A 16,190-nucleotide genomic window follows, 5' to 3' on the forward strand; every position below is an offset into this window, starting at 1 on the left:
CGTGCATAATCATCACATGGCGGATACCTCGAGTGGGCCCGTGCTGCGGGTCGCGGTAGCTGGTGCGAGCGGATACGCGGGCGGTGAGGTCCTGCGTGTGCTGCTGGGGCATCCGGAGTACCGAGCCGGGCGCCTCGAGATCGGGGCGCTGACCGCGGGATCCAATGCCGGGACCAAGCTGGCGCAGTTGCAGCCGCATCTGCTGCCGCTGGCCGATCGGGTGCTCGAAGCGACCACGGTGGAGGTGCTGGCCGGACACGACGTGGTGTTTCTCGGGCTGCCGCACGGACAGTCCGCGGCCATCGCGCAGCAGCTGCCGGAGTCGACGGTGATCATCGACTGCGGCGCCGATTTCCGGCTGACCGACCCGGAGGACTGGGAGACCTACTACGGATCCCCGCACGCCGGCAGCTGGCCCTACGGTCTGCCCGAGTTGCCCGGCGCTCGCGAACAGCTGCGCGGGGCCACTCGCATCGCGGTCCCGGGTTGCTATCCGACGGTGTCGAGTCTGGCCCTTGCCCCGGCGGTCGGGGCGGGCATCGTCGAACCGGAGGTAACCGTGGTCGCGGTGAGCGGCACCTCGGGCGCGGGCCGCAAACTCGATGTGGGTTTGCTGGGTTCGGAGGTGATGGGCTCGGTCCGCGCCTACAACATCGCCGGCGCACACCGCCACACGCCGGAGATCGCGCAGAACCTGAAGGCCGCGGCCGCGGCCACGGGTGCCGAGATCGGCGATGTCACAGTCTCTTTCACGCCGGTGCTGGCCCCGATGCCGCGTGGCATCCTGGCCACCTGCACCGCACGCCTGCGCCCCGACGCCGCGGGTGCGGTGGCCGACCTGGCCGCCGCTCGCGCGGTGTACGACAAGGCCTACGGCGACGAACCGTTCATTCACCTGCTGCCCGAAGGCGTACTGCCGCAGACCGGTTCGGTGGTCGGCTCCAACGCCATCACCCTGCAGGTCGCCGTCGACACCGCCGCGCGCACGCTGGTGGTGATCGGCGCGATCGACAATCTGACCAAGGGCACCGCGGGCGCCGCGGTGCAATCGATGAATCTCGCTCTCGGTCTCGACGAGACCGCCGGACTTTCCACCGTAGGAGTGGCACCGTGACCGACACCGATATCGCCGGCGGCAAACTGGTCCGCACCCAGGGTGTGACCGCACCGCTCGGATACCGGGCCGCCGGCATCGCAGCAGGCATCAAGGCCAACGGAAAGCTCGATCTGGCGCTGGTTTTCAACGAGGGGCCCGACTATGCCGCGGCGGGCGTGTTCACCCGCAACAAGGTGAAGGCCGCGCCGGTGCTGTGGTCGCAGCAGGTGCTCACCAGCGGGCGTCTGCGCGCGGTGATCCTGAACTCCGGCGGCGCCAACGCCTGCACCGGCCCGGGCGGATTCCAGGACACCCATGCCACCGCCGAGGAACTGGCGAAAGCGTTGAGCAACTGGGGAACCGAGACCGGGGCGGGCGAAATCGCGGTCTGCTCGACCGGTTTGATCGGTGACCGGCTGCCGATGGACAAACTGCTGCCCGGTGTGACCGAGATCGTGCACGAGATGGCGGGCGGCCTGTCCGGCGGCACCGATGCCGCGCACGCCATCATGACCACCGACACCGTGCCCAAACAGGCCGCGTTCCACCATGCCGACAAGTGGAACGTCGGCGCGATGGCCAAGGGAGCGGGCATGCTCGCCCCGTCCCTGGCGACCATGCTCGTGGTGGTCACCACCGACGCCGCCGCCACCCCGCAGCAGCTGGATACGGCGCTGCGCAATGCGACCCGGCTGACCTTCGACCGGCTCGACGTCGACGGCTCCTGCTCGACCAACGACACCGTCTTGCTGCTGGCCAACGGCGCCAGCGGCGTCACCCCGAGCCAGGACGAACTCGACGCCGCGGTGCTGGCGGTCTGCGACGACCTCGCCGCACAGTTGATGGCCGACGCCGAAGGCGTCACCAAGCGCGTCGAGATCACCGTCACCGGGGCCGTGAGCGAGGACGAGGCGCTGATCGCGGCCCGTGCGGTCGCCCGCGACTCGCTGGTCAAGACCGCGTTCTTCGGTTCCGACCCGAACTGGGGCCGGGTGCTGGCCGCGGTGGGCATCGCGCCCATCGAATTGGATCCGGATCGGGTCACCGTGTCGTTCAACGGAAATCCGGTGTGCGTCAACGGAACCGGCGCTCCCGGTGCCCGAGAGGTGGATCTGTCCGGTCCCGATATCGCGGTGCTGGTGGAACTCGGCCTCGGCGAGGGCACCGCCACCGTGCGCACCACCGACCTCTCACACGGCTATGTCGAAGAGAATTCGGCCTACAGCTCATGACCACCGAAGCGAGACCGGAGATTCCGGTGACCACTCAGGATCTGTCGGCACTGGACAAGGCGCACGTGCTGGCGGGTGCGCTGCCGTGGCTGCAGAAGTTCCGCGACAAGATCGTGGTCGTCAAATACGGCGGCAACGCCATGATCGACGACACCCTCAAACACGCCTTCGCCGCCGATATGGCGTTCCTGCGCACCGTCGGCGTGCATCCCGTGGTGGTGCACGGGGGTGGCCCGCAGATCAGCGCCATGCTGAAGAAACTGGGGTTGCAGGGCGAATTCCGCGGCGGCTTCCGCGTCACCACCCCCGAGGTGATGGATGTGGTGCGGATGGTGCTGTTCGGTCAGGTCGGCCGCGAACTGGTCGGGCTGATCAACGCGCACGGCCCGTACGCGGTCGGCATCTCCGGAGAGGACGCGCGGCTGTTCACCGCCACCCGCCGCACCGTCACCGTCGACGGCGAGCAGACCGATATCGGCCTGGTCGGCGACGTCACCGCCGTCAATCCGGACGCGGTGCTGGATCTCGTTCGCGCCGGGCGCATTCCGGTGGTGTCGACCATCGCGCCCGATGCCGACGGCGTGGTGCACAACATCAACGCCGATACCGCCGCCGCGGCGCTGGCGCAGGGCATCGGCGCGGAGAAACTGGTGGTGCTCACCGATGTCGAAGGCCTGTACACGAATTGGCCCGACCGCTCGTCGCTGACCACCCATATCGATACCGACGCCTTGGCCGCCCTGCTGCCGAGCCTGGACGCGGGCATGGTGCCGAAGATGGAGGCCTGCCTGCGCGCTGTCGAGGCCGGTGTCCCGACCGCGCACGTGATCGACGGCCGGGTGCCGCATGCGGTACTGCTGGAACTGTTCACCGGGGAAGGTATCGGAACGATGGTGACCCCTCCCGAGACGGCAGGAACGACAAACTCATGAGCGACAACGTCACGAGTACGGAGCAGTTGCAGCAGCGGTGGTCGTCCGCGCTGATGAACAACTACGGCACCCCGAAGGTGGCGCTGGTGCGCGGCTCGGGCGCGGTCGTGTACGACGCCGAGGGCAACCGGTACGTCGACTTCCTCGGCGGTATCGCGGTCAACAGCCTGGGCCACGCCCATCCGGCGATTCTGGCGGCCGTCACCCAGCAGCTCGGCACGCTCGGCCACGTCTCGAATCTGTATGTCAGCGAACCGGTTCTGGAACTGGCCGAGAAGCTGCTCGCGCATTTCGGTGACGGCAACGGCCGGGCGTTCTTCTGCAATTCGGGTACCGAGGCCAACGAGGCGGCGTTCAAGATCGCACGCCTCACCGGACGGCACAAGATCGTCGCCTGCGACGAGGCCTTCCACGGCCGCACCATGGGCGCGCTCGCGCTGACCGGGCAGCCGTCGAAGCGGGCGCCGTTCGAGCCGATGCCCCCGGGTGTCGTGCACGTGCCCTACGGCGACGCCGCGGCGCTGGCCGCCGCGGTGGATTCCGATACCGCCGCGGTCTTCCTCGAGCCGATCATGGGGGAGAGCGGCGTGGTGGTGCCGCCGCTGGACTATCTGGCCGAGGCCCGCCGGATCACCTCCGAGCACGGTGCGCTGCTGATCCTCGACGAGGTGCAGACCGGAATCTGCCGTACCGGACCGTTTTTCGCCCATCATGCCGCGGGCATCGTGCCCGATGTGATGACGCTGGCCAAGGGTCTCGGTGGCGGCCTGCCCATCGGCGCGGTGCTGGCGCAGGGCCCGGCGGCGGAGCTGCTCACTCCCGGCCTGCACGGCACCACCTTCGGCGGTAATCCGGTCAGCGCCGCGGCGGCGCTGGCGGTGCTGCGGACCATCGACGAGCAGGGACTGGCGGCCCATGTCGAATCGGTCGGCAAGACGCTGATCGACGGCATCGAGGACCTCGGCCATCCGCTGATCGACCACGTGCGCGGCGCGGGGCTGCTCATCGGAATCCAACTGACCCAGGACGTTTCGGCGAAGGTCGAGCAGGCCGCGCGCGCCGCCGGCTATCTGATCAACCCGCCGAAACCGAATGTGATCCGGTTGGCCCCGCCGCTGATCCTGACCGAGGCGCAGGCGGAGGGCTTCCTCGCCGATCTGCCCGGCATCCTCGACGCGGCTTCCCAGGAGAGTGAGTGACCATGGTGCGGCATTTCCTGCGTGACGACGACGTCACGCCCGCCGAACAGGCCGAAATCCTCGCGCTGGCAGCGGAATTGAAGGCGGCGCCGATCTCCCGGCGGCCGCTGGAGGGGCCGCGCGGTGTAGGTGTGATCTTCGAGAAGAACTCCACCCGCACCCGATTCTCCTTCGAGATGGGCATCGCGCAACTGGGCGGGCACGCGGTGGTCGTCGACGGCCGCGACACCCAGCTGGGCCGTGAGGAAACCCTCGCCGATACGGGCCGGGTGCTCTCGCGCTACGTCGACGCCGTCGTCTGGCGGACCTTCGAACAACATCGGCTCGACGAGATGGCTTCGGCGGCAACGGTTCCGGTGGTGAACGCGCTGTCCAACGAATTCCATCCCTGCCAGGTGCTGGCCGATCTGCTGACCTTGCGGGAGCAAAAAGGCGAGCTCGCCGGTCGCAAACTCACCTACTTCGGCGACGGTGCGAACAATATGGCGCATTCGCTGTTGCTGGGCGGCGTCACTGCCGGGCTGGACGTCACCATCGCCGCGCCCGAGGGTTTCCGGCCCTACGACTGGGTGCTCGAGGCCGCCCGCAAACGGGCCGCCGAAACCGGCGCCACGATCACCCTCACCGACGATCCGGTCGCGGCGGCCACCGGCGCCGATGCCCTGGTCACCGATACCTGGACCTCGATGGGACAGGAGAACGACGGCCTCGACCGGGTCGGCCCGTTCCGGCCGTTCCAGCTGAACGCCGAGCTGCTCACCCACGCCGCCTCGGATGTGGTTGTGCTGCACTGCCTTCCGGCGCATCGCGGCGAGGAGATCACCGACGAGGTGCTCGACGGGCCGCACAGTGTGGTGTGGGACGAGGCCGAGAATCGGCTGCATGCGCAGAAGGCGCTGCTGGTGTGGTTGCTGGAGCGACGATCGGGCGGTGCGGCGTGAGCACGGCGAGAGCGAACGGGTCGGCTGCCGGATCGGAGGGTCCGCGCACCGGCCCGGCCATCGCGCGCACCCGCGCCGGGCGCCAGCAGCGCATCGTGGAACTGTTGTCCGCCCACGCGGTTCGCAGCCAGACCGAGTTGGCGGCCCTGCTCGCCGACGAGGGTATCGAAACCACCCAGGCCACGCTGTCGCGCGATCTGGACGAGCTCGGCGCGGTGAAGCTGCGCGCGGCCGACGGTGGCGCCGGCATCTACGTCGTCCCCGAGGACGGCAGCCCCGTGCGCGGCGTCACCGGCGGTACGTCCCGGCTCTCGAAACTGCTCGGCGATCTGCTGGTCTCCACCGATCACAGCGGTAACCTCGCGGTCCTGCGCACGCCGCCGGGCGCGGCGCACTTCCTGGCGAGCGCGCTCGACCGCGCGGCCCTGCCCGAAGTGGTCGGCACCATCGCGGGCGACGACACCATCGCGGTGATCGCCCGCGAACCCATGACGGGTGCGGAACTGGCCGCGAAGATCGAACACCTGGCGTAGACGGCCGAATCGGGGATCGACCCGCCTGGTCCGTGTGCGTCACGGTGTCAGCCCCACGGCCGCTCGAAGTGCCGCCCTCCCGCGTTCGGCGGCGCGGGGATCGTCGAGAAGTTGTACTTCCTGGTTGACCGCCATCGTGATTCCGATGACCGTGGTGACCAGTTCGTCCGCCGGACGATGGGGGCCCGCCGATTCCGCTTGGTACGCAACGATTTCGGTTTCCAGCGCCGCGCGTGCGCTCTCGACGTACGCGCGCAGACGCTCGCGGAGCACTCCGGGCCGGCCGTCGAGTTCGGTCGAGGCCGCGGTGACGAAACAGCCTCCCGGAAACGGGCATTCGGCCAGATAGCCGATCCAGTTGTCGATCAGACGTGTCATCCGTTCGGTGCCCGGCGGTAACCCGTCCAGCGGGGTGATCACCGCCGCTCGAAAGATCTTCCCGGCCTGCTCCAATGCGCTCAGCTGCAACTGTTCACGCGATCCGAAGGGCCCCACGACCCCGGCCTTGCTCATCTCCAGGCTCTCGGCGAGCGATCCGATGGTCACCCCCTCCACGCCGATCAGCGAGGCCTGTTCGACCGCGGCCGAGATGATGCGCTCTCGGGTGTGGGCGGCGTCCGCGGCGGAGCGGCGAGGAGACATGAGCCCAGCATAGCGGCCGATCGTTCGCTATAGTCATTTGGCGAACGCTCGTTCGCTAAAAATTGAAAGGTGTTGTCATGAGCGAACTTCTGCGGCTGGACGCGATGGCTCTGGCCCTGATCGGCCACGACGTGGTCACACTCGACGACGCGGATCTCACCGCGCCGACGCCGTGCGCGGGATGGAATGTCGCCGACCTGATCGCCCATATGAACGAGCGGCACGAGGCGGTCAACGTTTCCGTGCTCGGGTCCCCGGTCGACGGCGGGGACGATCCGCCCGAGGTGTTCGCGCAGATCACCGCCCGGTGGATCGCCGCGATGGAGCGTTCCGGCGAGGTGGTCGTGTTGCCGCGGTCCGGCCCGCTGCCCATCGAACACGTGCTCGGCGTCCATCTGGTGGACATGCTCACCCACCGCTGGGATCTCGCCCGGGCCCTGCGCCGTCCCTGCCCGGTGCCGGCGCGATTACTGACCGCGGCCCTGCCCATCGCACGCTCGATCACCGCGCCCGGCAGTCCGCTCAACGGCCCGGGTGGCGCCTATCGCCCCCGGCTGGCCGAGGACGAATCCCGCCCGCCGCTGGACGCCATCGTGGCCCTCCTCGGCCGCGATCCGGACTGGCGCGGGTGAGCGTGCGGCGCTACGGCTTTCGGGCTACCGCGCCCCAGCAGTTGACCTGCTTGTCGAGCCAGGACGGGGGTTCGATGCCGGGACGCCAGCGATTGACCGCGACCACGCCCGGATCCAGCAATTCGAGGCCGTCGAAGAAGGCGGCGAATTCGTCACGGGTGCGAGCCTGCGCGTAAACGGCGCTGCGGCGATACATCTCGAGCGCCCGGTCCATCCCTTCCGGGTCCAGATCGGCGGTGATGTGTGACGCGACGACGAACGAGCCCGGTGCGAGGTTGTCGAGCAGGGTCTTCAGTATGCCGGCCGGATTCTGTTCGGCGGACAGGAAATGCAGCACCGCGACCAGGCTCAACGCCACCGGACTGGACAGATCGAGGGTCTCGCGCAATTCGGGTGCCGACAGGATCGCCTCGGGATCGGTGAGGTCGGCCCGAATGAAGGTGGTGCGGCCCTCGGGCGATCCCGCGAGCAGGGCGCGCGCGTGAGCCAGCACCACCGGGTCGTGGTCGACGTACACCACACGGGCCTCCGGCGCCCGCTCCTGTGCCACTTGATGCAGATTGGGTTCGGTCGGGATGCCCGTGCCGATGTCGAGGAACTGTTTCACTCCGGCGTCGGCGAGGACGCCGACCGCGCGATGCATGAACTGCCGGTTGTGCCGGGCCGCGATCCGTACCGTCGGAAAGCCCTCCATGACCTGCTCGAGGGCGCGGCGGTCGACTTCGTAGTTGTCCTTGCCGCCCAATGCGTAGTCGTAGATGCGGGCACTGCTGGGCGCCTCGGCATCGGAGGTCGCACTGCTGTCGGATGCGGTCATCACAGTCCTGTCGGCGCGGGATCGTGTCGTTCGGATGGTATTCGAAACCAAGCGCTCGTGCACGGATTCCGCGCCGACCGGAACATGTTGGCGATCAATGGGATTGGCCGAACCGGATGCGGCAGTCCGCCGATTCCGCCGATATTCCGGACCTGCGACGCGAATCGGACGGATCAGCCGGCGACGGCAGGGGCGAGCACCTCCTCGCACCACTGCCGGAAACCGGTGGGGGAGTAGGACTCCGGTGTGCGCGGCGTGTCGTAGAGGCCGTCCTCGACCGCGGCCGACATATCCACCAGTCCCTGCGCCCAGGCCGCGCTCATCCCGTGTGCCGTCAGCGACGCCGCGTAGTCGGCCGCCGGGACCTGCTGGTAGGCGATCGAGCGACCGAGCACCTCGGACATGATGCGCGCCATCTCGTTGTGCGACAGATCTTCCGGGCCACGGATCTCCACGCTGTCCTGTCCGGTCCAGGACTCGTCGAGCAGTAGTCGCGCCGCGACGGCAGCGATATCCCGGGTGGCGCATGTGGGTGCGCGGAGATCGCCGGAGATGGTGCCGAAGAAGGTGCCCAGGTTCCGGATCGGATCGACCTGCCGGAGCATATTGTCCATGAATCCGGGTGGGCAGAGCGACCGATAATGCACCCCGCTGCTCTCGATCAGCGCGTCCATGGCGAAGATCGCCGAAATCTGGCCCGCCTTACGGCCGCCTGCGCGACCCAGGCTCGATACGGCGACGATCCGGCCGACGCTGTCGAGCGCCTCGCACAGCGGCGTCACGAATTCCAGGACGTGCCCGGGCACGCTGGGCGCCGCAGGATTCGGCGGAACCAGCCAGAAGACGGTGTCGGCGCCCTTCACCGCGGCGGCGACGACCTCGCGGTCGGTGGTCGAACCCTGCACCACGTCGACCCGCTCGCGGATGTGCGGGGCCAGGCGCGCCGGATCGCGGGCGATCACCCGGATCGGCTGGTCGCTGTCGGCGACGAGGTCGAGGACCTGGTGGCCGATACTGCCTGTAGGTGTGGTGACGACGATCATGAGCTACTCCTGAACGAGTGCGACGTAAGTAAACTACACCGTACCGTTTACTTTGACGGAAGGGAAGACCGCATGGCGAGGCGTGGCGATCGACTGCGCGAACACATCCTGTGGACGGCCAAGGACGTCTTCCTCGAGGTCGGGTTCGAGCGGACGTCGATGGATGTGCTGGCCGCGCGCGCCGAAACCTCGAAGCGAACCCTGTACGCGCACTTCGAGAACAAGGACGCGCTGTTCCTCGCCGTCGTCGACTTCGTGCGGGGGCTGCATCTGAACCGGCTGGGGACTCCCCAGGACTACGGTGACGACCGCCTGGACGCGGTGACCGGATATTGCCTCGGATTCCTGTGGTCGGTGGTGTGGGTCCAGTCGGTGCGGACCTGCCGGCTGGTGATCGCCGAGGCGGAGCGGGTGCCGGCCGCCGCCGCCGACTTCTACGACGCCATCTTCGCGACCACGCGGCGCAACCTCGCCGCATTCGTCGCGGCGCAGTGGCAGTTACCCGAATCCGAGGCGCCGGCCGCGGTGGACGACATCTTCTCTCGCGCAATCCATCCGCGCTTCACCGCGGTCCTGTTCGGCATCGAGGACGCGCCGGGCGAGTGGCCCGAACGGCGACCGACCCTCGCCGATCCCGATTACGAGCGGATTCGCCGGATCGTCACCGGCGTTCTCGGCGAGGCCTGACGCGTCGAGTCCGCGAACATGTCGGCGCCCGTTCCTGGGGTGTGCGCATGGCGCTGACCTTCGAGCGGTATTGCGATGAGATCGTGGCCCAGACCGAGTTGCTGCGTGCCGCGCTCGCGCACGCCGACACCGCGGTTCCCGTACCGAGCTGCCCGGGCTGGACCGTCGGGCAGCTGGGTCGTCACCTCGGCGGCGCGCAGCGGTGGGCGCGGGCGGCGGTCGCCGGGCGGTCGAGGCCGCCGAGATCGAGATTCTGGGCGACCGGGCACTGTTCGACTTCCGGCTCGACCGGGTCGGCTTCGGATGAGTGCCGGGCTCGCAACGCTCGGAACGCGAGCCCGCAACTCACGTCCCGTGGCTCAGGCCAGGGGATACTGTCCGGGCGGGTAGCTCCCGCCGAGGCCGCCGCCCGGCGTGCCCGCGCCGCCCGCGCCGATCAGATCGGAGATGAGGGTGATCACCGATTGGCCGATCGCCAGCACATCGGATCCGATCGTGCCGAAATAACCCGCAAACGTGGAGAGCATGGGTCCGCCTTTCCCGGGGCCTGAGGCTGTTCGCTATCAGGGTGACACATCGGTGATACCCGGTTTCGGCAAACTCATTGAGGCCCAGAGGTTTCGGGGTGAATATCCGTAGTTGTCCGATCCGTCGGCCGGGCCGGCGGGGGCGCCGGGGTGCTCGGGCAGCGGTATGCCCACCCCCGGTTATGAATGGGATTGCATCATCGTGCATAATCATTTGCAGTTGATGTGAGCCGTCCGAGGGCGGGTAGCGGCGGCGCATCGCACCGGTGACATCGCGCACCCACCTACGCATACGCACGAACCTGAGGAGCATCAGATATGGCCGATCGCGTCGTACTCGCCTATTCCGGCGGGTTGGACACCTCCGTTGCCATCAGCTGGATCGGCAAGGAGACCGGGGCCGAGGTGGTCGCCGTCGCGATCGATCTGGGCCAGGGCGGCGAGGACATGAACGTGGTGCGCCAGCGCGCACTGGACTGCGGCGCGGTCGAGGCCATCGTGGTCGACGCCCGCGACGAATTCGCCGACGAGTACTGCCTGCCGACCGTGCAGGCCAACGCCCTCTACATGGGCCGCTACCCGCTGGTGTCCGCGATCAGCCGCCCGCTGATCGTCAAGCACCTGGTCGAGGCCGCCGAATATCACGGCGCCACCACCGTCGCCCACGGCTGCACCGGTAAGGGCAACGACCAGGTCCGCTTCGAGGTCGGCATCGGCGCGCTCGCGCCCGATCTGAACGTCATCGCCCCCGTGCGCGACTACGCGTGGACCCGCGAGAAGGCCATCGCCTTCGCCGAGGAGAACGCGCTGCCGATCACGGTGAGCAAGAAGTCGCCGTTCTCGATCGACCAGAACCTGTGGGGCCGCGCGGTCGAGACCGGCTTCCTCGAGGATCTGTGGAACGCGCCGACCAAGGACGTCTACGACTACACCGTCGACCCGACCGTCAACTTCGAGGCGCCCGACGAACTGATCGTCACCTTCGACAAGGGTGTGCCGATCGCGATCGACGGCCGCCCGGTCAGCGTGCTCGAGGCCATCACCGAACTCAACAAGCGCGCCGGTCGCCAGGGCGTGGGCCGGCTGGACATGGTCGAGGACCGCCTCGTCGGCATCAAGAGCCGCGAGATCTACGAGGCCCCGGGCGCGATCGCGCTGATCACCGCGCACCAGGAACTCGAGGCCGTCACCGTCGAGCGCGAACTGGGCCGCTACAAGCGCCAGGTCGAGCAGCGCTGGGGCGAGCTGGTCTACGACGGCCTGTGGTTCTCCCCGCTCAAGCGGGCCCTGGACGCCTTCGTGCGCGACACTCAGCAGCACGTCTCCGGCGAGGTGCGGATGGTGCTGCACGGCGGCAACGTCGTCGTCAACGGCCGCCGCAGCGAGGAGTCGCTCTACGACTTCAACCTGGCCACCTACGACGAGGGCGACAGCTTCGACCAGTCGCTGGCCAAGGGCTTCGTCCAGATCCACGGCCTGTCCTCCAAGGTCGCCGCGCGTCGGGACCTGTCCAAGAAGTAGGAAGCTGAGAGTCCGGCCGGACATGTCGGCCGGGCCCAGCCTTGCGATGCCCGTCGCCCGCGCCGGTCGCCCGTGCGGCGAGCGGACGTGTCGGTCGTCGGCGCCGGGTGGCTTCCCAGGGGCGCGGAGTAACCTGCGACCGGGCCGGTCGCAGAACCTCGCGCCGGTCCCGATGCGGATTCCAAGCGAGGCAGGCCGAACCGGAGGAGATGTCCGTGCGCAGTGACGACGACAGCTGGGATATCACCGAAAGTGTCGGCGCGACCGCCCTCGGGGTGGCCGCGATGCGGGCGGCCGAAACCCGGCGCCCCGATGCGCTGTTCCGCGACCCCTATGCCGCGCGTCTGGTCGAGGCCGCCGGTTCGGGCTGGAGCCACATCATGCGCGCTCAGGTCGCGGCGGCATCGGGCGGTGCCGATTCTGCCGCCGAGGGCGCGGGCAGTTCGGTGAGCGAGGGCGCGGCGGACTTCGGCGGCGGTGCGGACGGCTCCGGCAGCGCAGGGGGTGCTGTCTACAGCTCGCTGGCGGCGATGCTCATCGCTCGCACGGTCTATTTCGACGAGTACTTCGCCGCCGCCTCCGACGCCGGTATCCGGCAGGTCGTGATTCTCGCCAGCGGACTCGATGCCCGCGCCTACCGGCTCGAATGGCCCTCCGGCACCGTGGTTTTCGAAATCGACCAGCCGAAGGTGCTGGAGTTCAAGAACTCCGTGCTCGCCGATGTGCGACCCGCCGCCGACCGGCGCGCGATCGCCGTGGATCTGCGTCAGGATTGGCCGAAGGAGTTGTGGGACAACGGTTTCGAGCCCACCGCGCCGACCGCCTGGCTGGCGGAGGGACTGCTGCGCTACCTGCCCGGCGAGGCGCAGGACCGGCTGTTCGGCGATATCGCGGCGCTCAGCGCGCCCGGCAGCCGGATCGCCCTGAACATCGGGCGCGGCCGGCGCGAGGATTCGACCGCGCTGCGCGCGCTGCGGGAGCGCCGCAAGCGACTGCTCGCCGAGGCCGGGATCACGCTGAACCTCGAAGAACTCTGGTACCCCTGGGAGGGCCGCACCGACCCGCGCGAATGGTTCACCGCGCGCGGCTGGGCCGTCACGGCCGGCGATCCGGTCACCCTCCTGACCGACCACGGCCGCGCGCAGCCCGAGGCCGCTCGCGCCGAACTGGACCACCACATTCTGATGACCGCCACACGAGGAGACGAGAACCGATGAGCCAAGCCACCAACGAGGGCGCGCTGTGGGGTGGGCGTTTCGCCTCCGGCCCCGCCGCCGCCATGGCGGCGCTGAGCAAATCGACCCATTTCGACTGGGCGCTGGCGCCCTACGATATTCGCGCGTCCAAGGCCCACGCTCGGGTGCTGCACAAGGCCGGACTGCTGTCGGAGGCCGATCTGGCGGGCATGCTGGACGGACTCGACCGGCTCGCGGCCGATGTCGCCTCCGGCGCGTTCACCCCGGCCGAATCCGATGAGGACGTGCACGGCGCGCTCGAACGCGGTCTGATCGATCGGGTCGGCCCCGAACTCGGCGGCCGGTTGCGCGCGGGGCGTTCGCGCAACGATCAGGTGGCCACCCTGTTCCGCATGTGGTTGCGTGATGCGGTGCGCCGCATCGCCTTCGGTGTGCTCGAGGTCGTCGACGCCCTGGTCGAGCAGGCCGCGGCGCATCCGGATGCGGTGATGCCCGGCAAGACCCATCTGCAGGCGGCCCAGCCGGTGCTGCTGGCCCATCAGCTGCTCGCCCACGCGCACCCGCTGCTGCGTGACGTGGACCGGCTGCGCGATTTCGACAAGCGCGCGGCGATCTCCCCGTATGGTTCGGGCGCACTCGCGGGTTCCTCGCTGGGCCTCGATCCCGAAGCGATCGCCGCCGATCTGGATTTCGATGCCGCCGCGGCCAATTCGATCGATGCGACCTCCGCGCGCGACTTCGCCGCCGAGGCCGCCTTCGTCCTCGCGATGATCGCGGTCGATCTGTCGCGGATGGCGGAGGAGATCATCATCTGGAGCACACCGGAATTCGGCTACATCACCCTTGCCGATGCCTGGTCGACCGGGTCGTCGATCATGCCGCAGAAGAAGAACCCCGACGTGTCGGAGCTGACCCGCGGGAAGGCCGGTCGCCTGATCGGCAATCTCACCGGTCTGCTGGCGACGCTCAAGGCGCAACCGCTGGCCTACAACCGGGACTTGCAGGAGGACAAGGAGCCGCTGTTCGATTCGGTGGCACAGCTGGAACTTCTGCTGCCCGCCATCGCCGGTCTGGTCTCCACCCTGACCTTTCACACCGAGCGGATGGCCGAATTGGCGCCCGCCGGATACACCCTGGCCACCGATATCGCGGAATGGCTGGTGCGCCAAGGCGTTCCGTTCCGCGTGGCGCACGAGGCGGCCGGTGCGTGCGTGCGCGCCGCCGAGGCGCGTGGCGTCGGCCTGGACGAGTTGACCGATGCCGAGTTCGCCGCCGTGGATCCGGCCTTGACGCCGCAGGTGCGCGAGGTGCTCACGGTGCAGGGTTCCATCGCCTCCCGCAACTCCCGCGGTGGTACCGCCGGTGTCCGGGTCGCCGAACAGCTGGGCGAGGTCCGCACCACGGCCGCCGACGCCCGAACCTGGCTGAGCTGAACCAGCGGCCCGTGGGTCCCGGCCGTGCGGGCCCTTCAACCTCCGCGCCCGATATCGTGCGCGCATGATGTTCCTCTTTCTCGGATTGGCCATCGTGACCGAGGTGTCGGCGACGGTGTCGCTGAAGCTGTCCGAGGGATTCACCAAGCTGGTGCCCTCGATCGTCGTGGTGGTCGGCTACGTGGCGGCGTTCCTCTTCCTGTCGCAGGCCCTGAAGCGGGGGATGTCGGTCGGCGTCGCCTACGGGGTGTGGTCGGCGATCGGGGTGGCGCTGGTCGCCACGATCGGCGCGCTGTTCCTCGACGAGCCGCTCTCGGCCGTGCAGATCGGCGGCATCGGCCTCCTGATCGCCGGGGTGCTGGCGCTGGAACTGGGCGGCGCGCACTGACGCGGTTGGCTCAATCCTGCACGCGCACAGCGTATTCCGCATGCTCGAGCGCGCCGAGAACATCATCGCGATGGGCGGGGCCGCGGGTCTCGAGGGTCAGCTGCACCTCCACCTCGTCGATGGCCAGACCGGCCGGAGTGCGCGCGTGCACCACGTCGAGCACATTCGCCCCGGTGCCCGCCACGGCATCGAGTAGCCGGCTCAGACTGCCCGGGCGATCCGAAATGGTGATCCGCACGGCGAGGTAGCGCCCGCCGGTGCTGAGTCCGTGGCCGATGATGCGGGTCAGCAGAATCGGGTCCACATTGCCGCCGGAGATGATCGCGCAGACCGGTCCGCGCAGGCGCAGTTCGTCGGCCGGAAGGCTCAGCAGGGCCGCGACCGCCGCCGCGCCCGCCGGTTCCACGACGAGTTTCGCCCGTTCCAGGCACAGCAGCACGGCCGCCGAGAGCGCGTCCTCGCCCACGGTGACGATCGTCGGCTGGTGGGCGATGACATGGGCGAACGGCACCTCACCCGGCCGTCCCACGGCGATACCGTCGGCGATCGTCGACATGCGCTGCAAGGCAACGGGTTCGCCGGAACGCAGCGAATCGGGCCAGGCGGCCGCAAGCGCCGCCTGGACGCCGATCACCCGCACCTGCGGCGCGACCGGATGCAGGGCCGCGGCGATCCCCGCGAGCAGTCCGCCACCCCCGGTCGGCACCAGAACGGTGCCGACGTCCGGAAACTGTTCGAGCAATTCCGATCCGACGCTGGCCTGGCCGGCGACGATATCCGGATGGTCGAACGGATGGATCAGCGTCGCCCCACTCCGCTCGGCGAATTTTTGGGCCGCGAGCAGCGCCTCGTCCACCGTCTCGCCCACCTGATGCACGGTGGCGCCGTAGGCGCGGGTGGCGACGAGTTTGGGCAGCGGCGCTCCGACCGGCATGAACACCGTTGAGGCGATACCCAAAGTCGTTGCGGCCCAAGCGACTCCCTGCGCATGATTGCCGGCGCTCGCGGCCACCACACCGTGGGTGCGTTCCTCCGGGGCGAGATTGGCGATGCGGAAGTACGCGCCGCGCGGTTTGAACGACCCCGTCCGCTGCAGGTTCTCGCATTTGAGCCGCACATCGGCGCCGGTGCGCTCGGACAGGACCCGCGAGGCGATGACGGGCGTGCGGCGGATGACGGGCGCCAGCATCTTCTGCGCCGCGCTGATGCGATCGAATCCGATCAGCTCCATGCGGACATGCTGCCAGACGGTCGCCGCGAATCCGGGTAGCCGGGCGCGCGGGGGCGGGTGTGAGCCGGCCCGCAAAATCGGCACGAGGCGGGGTAATTGACCCCACACCGCTGAATACGCTTTCGAAAGGCGGAATTAAG

At 68.9% G+C, this 16,190-nt stretch carries 17 protein-coding genes and 1 pseudogene; 13 read left to right on the forward strand and 5 right to left on the reverse strand.

All coding sequences use genetic code 11. From position 1 onward, the window contains the following. The first annotated feature begins 16 nt into the window (after positions 1 to 16). The 6 genes from argC to C8258_RS19415 are packed head-to-tail and all read left to right on the forward strand — an operon-like array spanning position 17 to position 5,933. Positions 17 to 1,114: an N-acetyl-gamma-glutamyl-phosphate reductase gene (gene argC / locus C8258_RS19390; protein ID WP_106956452.1), complete on the forward strand. Its 1,098-nt coding sequence runs from the start codon at positions 17 to 19 to the stop codon at positions 1,112 to 1,114. Next, positions 1,111 to 2,328, forward strand: a complete 1,218-nt coding sequence (argJ, locus tag C8258_RS19395) for a bifunctional glutamate N-acetyltransferase/amino-acid acetyltransferase ArgJ (RefSeq protein WP_036500701.1) — start codon at positions 1,111 to 1,113, stop codon at positions 2,326 to 2,328. The genes argC and argJ overlap by 4 nt, the downstream gene beginning before the upstream one ends. Further along, the gene (gene argB / locus C8258_RS19400; protein ID WP_106956395.1) at positions 2,325 to 3,260 is read left to right on the forward strand and encodes an acetylglutamate kinase; all 936 of its coding nucleotides are present in this window, start codon (positions 2,325 to 2,327) and stop codon (positions 3,258 to 3,260) included. The genes argJ and argB overlap by 4 nt, the downstream gene beginning before the upstream one ends. Further along, positions 3,257 to 4,459, forward strand: coding sequence for an acetylornithine transaminase (locus C8258_RS19405; RefSeq protein WP_106956396.1), 1,203 nt, complete (start codon positions 3,257 to 3,259; stop codon positions 4,457 to 4,459). The genes argB and C8258_RS19405 overlap by 4 nt, the downstream gene beginning before the upstream one ends. A gap of 2 nt (positions 4,460 to 4,461) precedes the next feature. Continuing rightward, complete coding sequence (argF, locus tag C8258_RS19410; protein ID WP_106956397.1) at positions 4,462 to 5,400, forward strand: ornithine carbamoyltransferase; 939 nt, start codon at positions 4,462 to 4,464, stop codon at positions 5,398 to 5,400. Between the two features lie 59 nt (positions 5,401 to 5,459). Continuing rightward, positions 5,460 to 5,933, forward strand: a complete 474-nt coding sequence (locus C8258_RS19415) for an arginine repressor (protein WP_039777686.1) — start codon at positions 5,460 to 5,462, stop codon at positions 5,931 to 5,933. Between the two features lie 39 nt (positions 5,934 to 5,972). Here the strand turns inward: C8258_RS19415 and C8258_RS19420 are convergent, their stop codons facing one another. Continuing rightward, positions 5,973 to 6,575, reverse strand: a complete 603-nt coding sequence (locus C8258_RS19420) for a TetR/AcrR family transcriptional regulator (protein WP_106956398.1) — start codon at positions 6,573 to 6,575, stop codon at positions 5,973 to 5,975. Between the two features lie 77 nt (positions 6,576 to 6,652). On the opposite strand from C8258_RS19420, the gene C8258_RS19425 reads away from it, so the two are divergent. Continuing rightward, positions 6,653 to 7,207: a TIGR03086 family metal-binding protein gene (locus C8258_RS19425; RefSeq protein WP_106956399.1), complete on the forward strand. Its 555-nt coding sequence runs from the start codon at positions 6,653 to 6,655 to the stop codon at positions 7,205 to 7,207. Positions 7,208 to 7,217: 10 nt separating this feature from the next. Here C8258_RS19425 and C8258_RS19430 read toward each other — a convergent pair whose 3' ends face one another. Both C8258_RS19430 and C8258_RS19435 read right to left on the reverse strand, forming a co-directional pair. Next, positions 7,218 to 8,024, reverse strand: coding sequence for an SAM-dependent methyltransferase (locus C8258_RS19430; protein WP_106956400.1), 807 nt, complete (start codon positions 8,022 to 8,024; stop codon positions 7,218 to 7,220). 173 nt (positions 8,025 to 8,197) lie between these two features. Continuing rightward, a complete protein-coding gene (locus tag C8258_RS19435; protein WP_106956401.1) occupies positions 8,198 to 9,067 on the reverse strand; it encodes an NmrA family NAD(P)-binding protein in 870 nt (289 codons plus the stop codon). Positions 9,068 to 9,139: 72 nt separating this feature from the next. On the opposite strand from C8258_RS19435, the gene C8258_RS19440 reads away from it, so the two are divergent. After that, positions 9,140 to 9,754, forward strand: a complete 615-nt coding sequence (locus tag C8258_RS19440) for a TetR/AcrR family transcriptional regulator (RefSeq protein WP_106956402.1) — start codon at positions 9,140 to 9,142, stop codon at positions 9,752 to 9,754. 47 nt (positions 9,755 to 9,801) lie between these two features. Then, positions 9,802 to 10,047: pseudogene (locus tag C8258_RS33665) on the forward strand (maleylpyruvate isomerase N-terminal domain-containing protein); the annotation flags it as partial. A gap of 66 nt (positions 10,048 to 10,113) precedes the next feature. Here C8258_RS33665 and C8258_RS33670 read toward each other — a convergent pair. Beyond that, positions 10,114 to 10,281, reverse strand: a complete 168-nt coding sequence (locus C8258_RS33670; protein WP_157163392.1) for a hypothetical protein — start codon at positions 10,279 to 10,281, stop codon at positions 10,114 to 10,116. A 318-nt stretch (positions 10,282 to 10,599) separates the two neighbouring features. Here C8258_RS33670 and C8258_RS19450 point away from each other — a divergent pair, with 318 nt between their 5' ends. The 4 genes from C8258_RS19450 (at position 10,600) to C8258_RS19465 (ending at position 14,819) form a co-directional block, all read left to right on the forward strand. Beyond that, on the forward strand, positions 10,600 to 11,802 hold the full coding sequence (locus C8258_RS19450; protein WP_030518242.1) for an argininosuccinate synthase: 1,203 nt from the start codon (positions 10,600 to 10,602) through the stop codon (positions 11,800 to 11,802). 215 nt (positions 11,803 to 12,017) lie between these two features. Next, entirely contained in the window at positions 12,018 to 13,019 is a 1,002-nt protein-coding gene (locus C8258_RS19455) for an SAM-dependent methyltransferase (protein ID WP_369974777.1), read from the forward strand. Then, positions 13,016 to 14,431, forward strand: coding sequence for an argininosuccinate lyase (gene argH, locus C8258_RS19460; RefSeq protein ID WP_106956405.1), 1,416 nt, complete (start codon positions 13,016 to 13,018; stop codon positions 14,429 to 14,431). The genes C8258_RS19455 and argH overlap by 4 nt, the downstream gene beginning before the upstream one ends. Positions 14,432 to 14,495: 64 nt before the next feature. After that, positions 14,496 to 14,819, forward strand: a complete 324-nt coding sequence (locus C8258_RS19465; RefSeq protein WP_036500715.1) for a multidrug efflux SMR transporter — start codon at positions 14,496 to 14,498, stop codon at positions 14,817 to 14,819. 10 nt (positions 14,820 to 14,829) lie between these two features. Here C8258_RS19465 and ilvA read toward each other — a convergent pair whose 3' ends face one another. Then, positions 14,830 to 16,050 (reverse strand): threonine ammonia-lyase, encoded by a 1,221-nt coding sequence (ilvA, locus tag C8258_RS19470; RefSeq protein ID WP_106956406.1) that lies wholly within the window; start codon positions 16,048 to 16,050, stop codon positions 14,830 to 14,832. Positions 16,051 to 16,190: the final 140 nt, after the last annotated feature.

Source organism: Nocardia sp. MDA0666, from assembly GCF_003023875.1.
GTDB classification, from domain to species: domain Bacteria; phylum Actinomycetota; class Actinomycetes; order Mycobacteriales; family Mycobacteriaceae; genus Nocardia; species Nocardia aobensis.

Excerpts from the sequence above, each read along its gene's own strand:
- argC (WP_106956452.1), top strand. The coding sequence starts at position 17 with ATGGCGGATACCTCGAGTGGGCCCGTGCTGCGGGTCGCGGTAGCTGGT.
- argB (WP_106956395.1), top strand. The coding sequence starts at position 2,325 with ATGACCACCGAAGCGAGACCGGAGATTCCGGTGACCACTCAGGATCTG.
- C8258_RS19405 (WP_106956396.1), top strand. The coding sequence starts at position 3,257 with ATGAGCGACAACGTCACGAGTACGGAGCAGTTGCAGCAGCGGTGGTCG.
- argF (WP_106956397.1), top strand. The coding sequence starts at position 4,462 with ATGGTGCGGCATTTCCTGCGTGACGACGACGTCACGCCCGCCGAACAG.
- C8258_RS19420 (WP_106956398.1), bottom strand. The coding sequence starts at position 6,575 with ATGTCTCCTCGCCGCTCCGCCGCGGACGCCGCCCACACCCGAGAGCGC.
- C8258_RS19425 (WP_106956399.1), top strand. The coding sequence starts at position 6,653 with ATGAGCGAACTTCTGCGGCTGGACGCGATGGCTCTGGCCCTGATCGGC.
- C8258_RS19430 (WP_106956400.1), bottom strand. The coding sequence starts at position 8,024 with ATGACCGCATCCGACAGCAGTGCGACCTCCGATGCCGAGGCGCCCAGC.
- C8258_RS19435 (WP_106956401.1), bottom strand. The coding sequence starts at position 9,067 with ATGATCGTCGTCACCACACCTACAGGCAGTATCGGCCACCAGGTCCTC.
- C8258_RS19440 (WP_106956402.1), top strand. The coding sequence starts at position 9,140 with ATGGCGAGGCGTGGCGATCGACTGCGCGAACACATCCTGTGGACGGCC.
- C8258_RS33670 (WP_157163392.1), bottom strand. The coding sequence starts at position 10,281 with ATGCTCTCCACGTTTGCGGGTTATTTCGGCACGATCGGATCCGATGTG.
- C8258_RS19450 (WP_030518242.1), top strand. The coding sequence starts at position 10,600 with ATGGCCGATCGCGTCGTACTCGCCTATTCCGGCGGGTTGGACACCTCC.
- argH (WP_106956405.1), top strand. The coding sequence starts at position 13,016 with ATGAGCCAAGCCACCAACGAGGGCGCGCTGTGGGGTGGGCGTTTCGCC.
- C8258_RS19465 (WP_036500715.1), top strand. The coding sequence starts at position 14,496 with ATGATGTTCCTCTTTCTCGGATTGGCCATCGTGACCGAGGTGTCGGCG.
- ilvA (WP_106956406.1), bottom strand. The coding sequence starts at position 16,050 with ATGGAGCTGATCGGATTCGATCGCATCAGCGCGGCGCAGAAGATGCTG.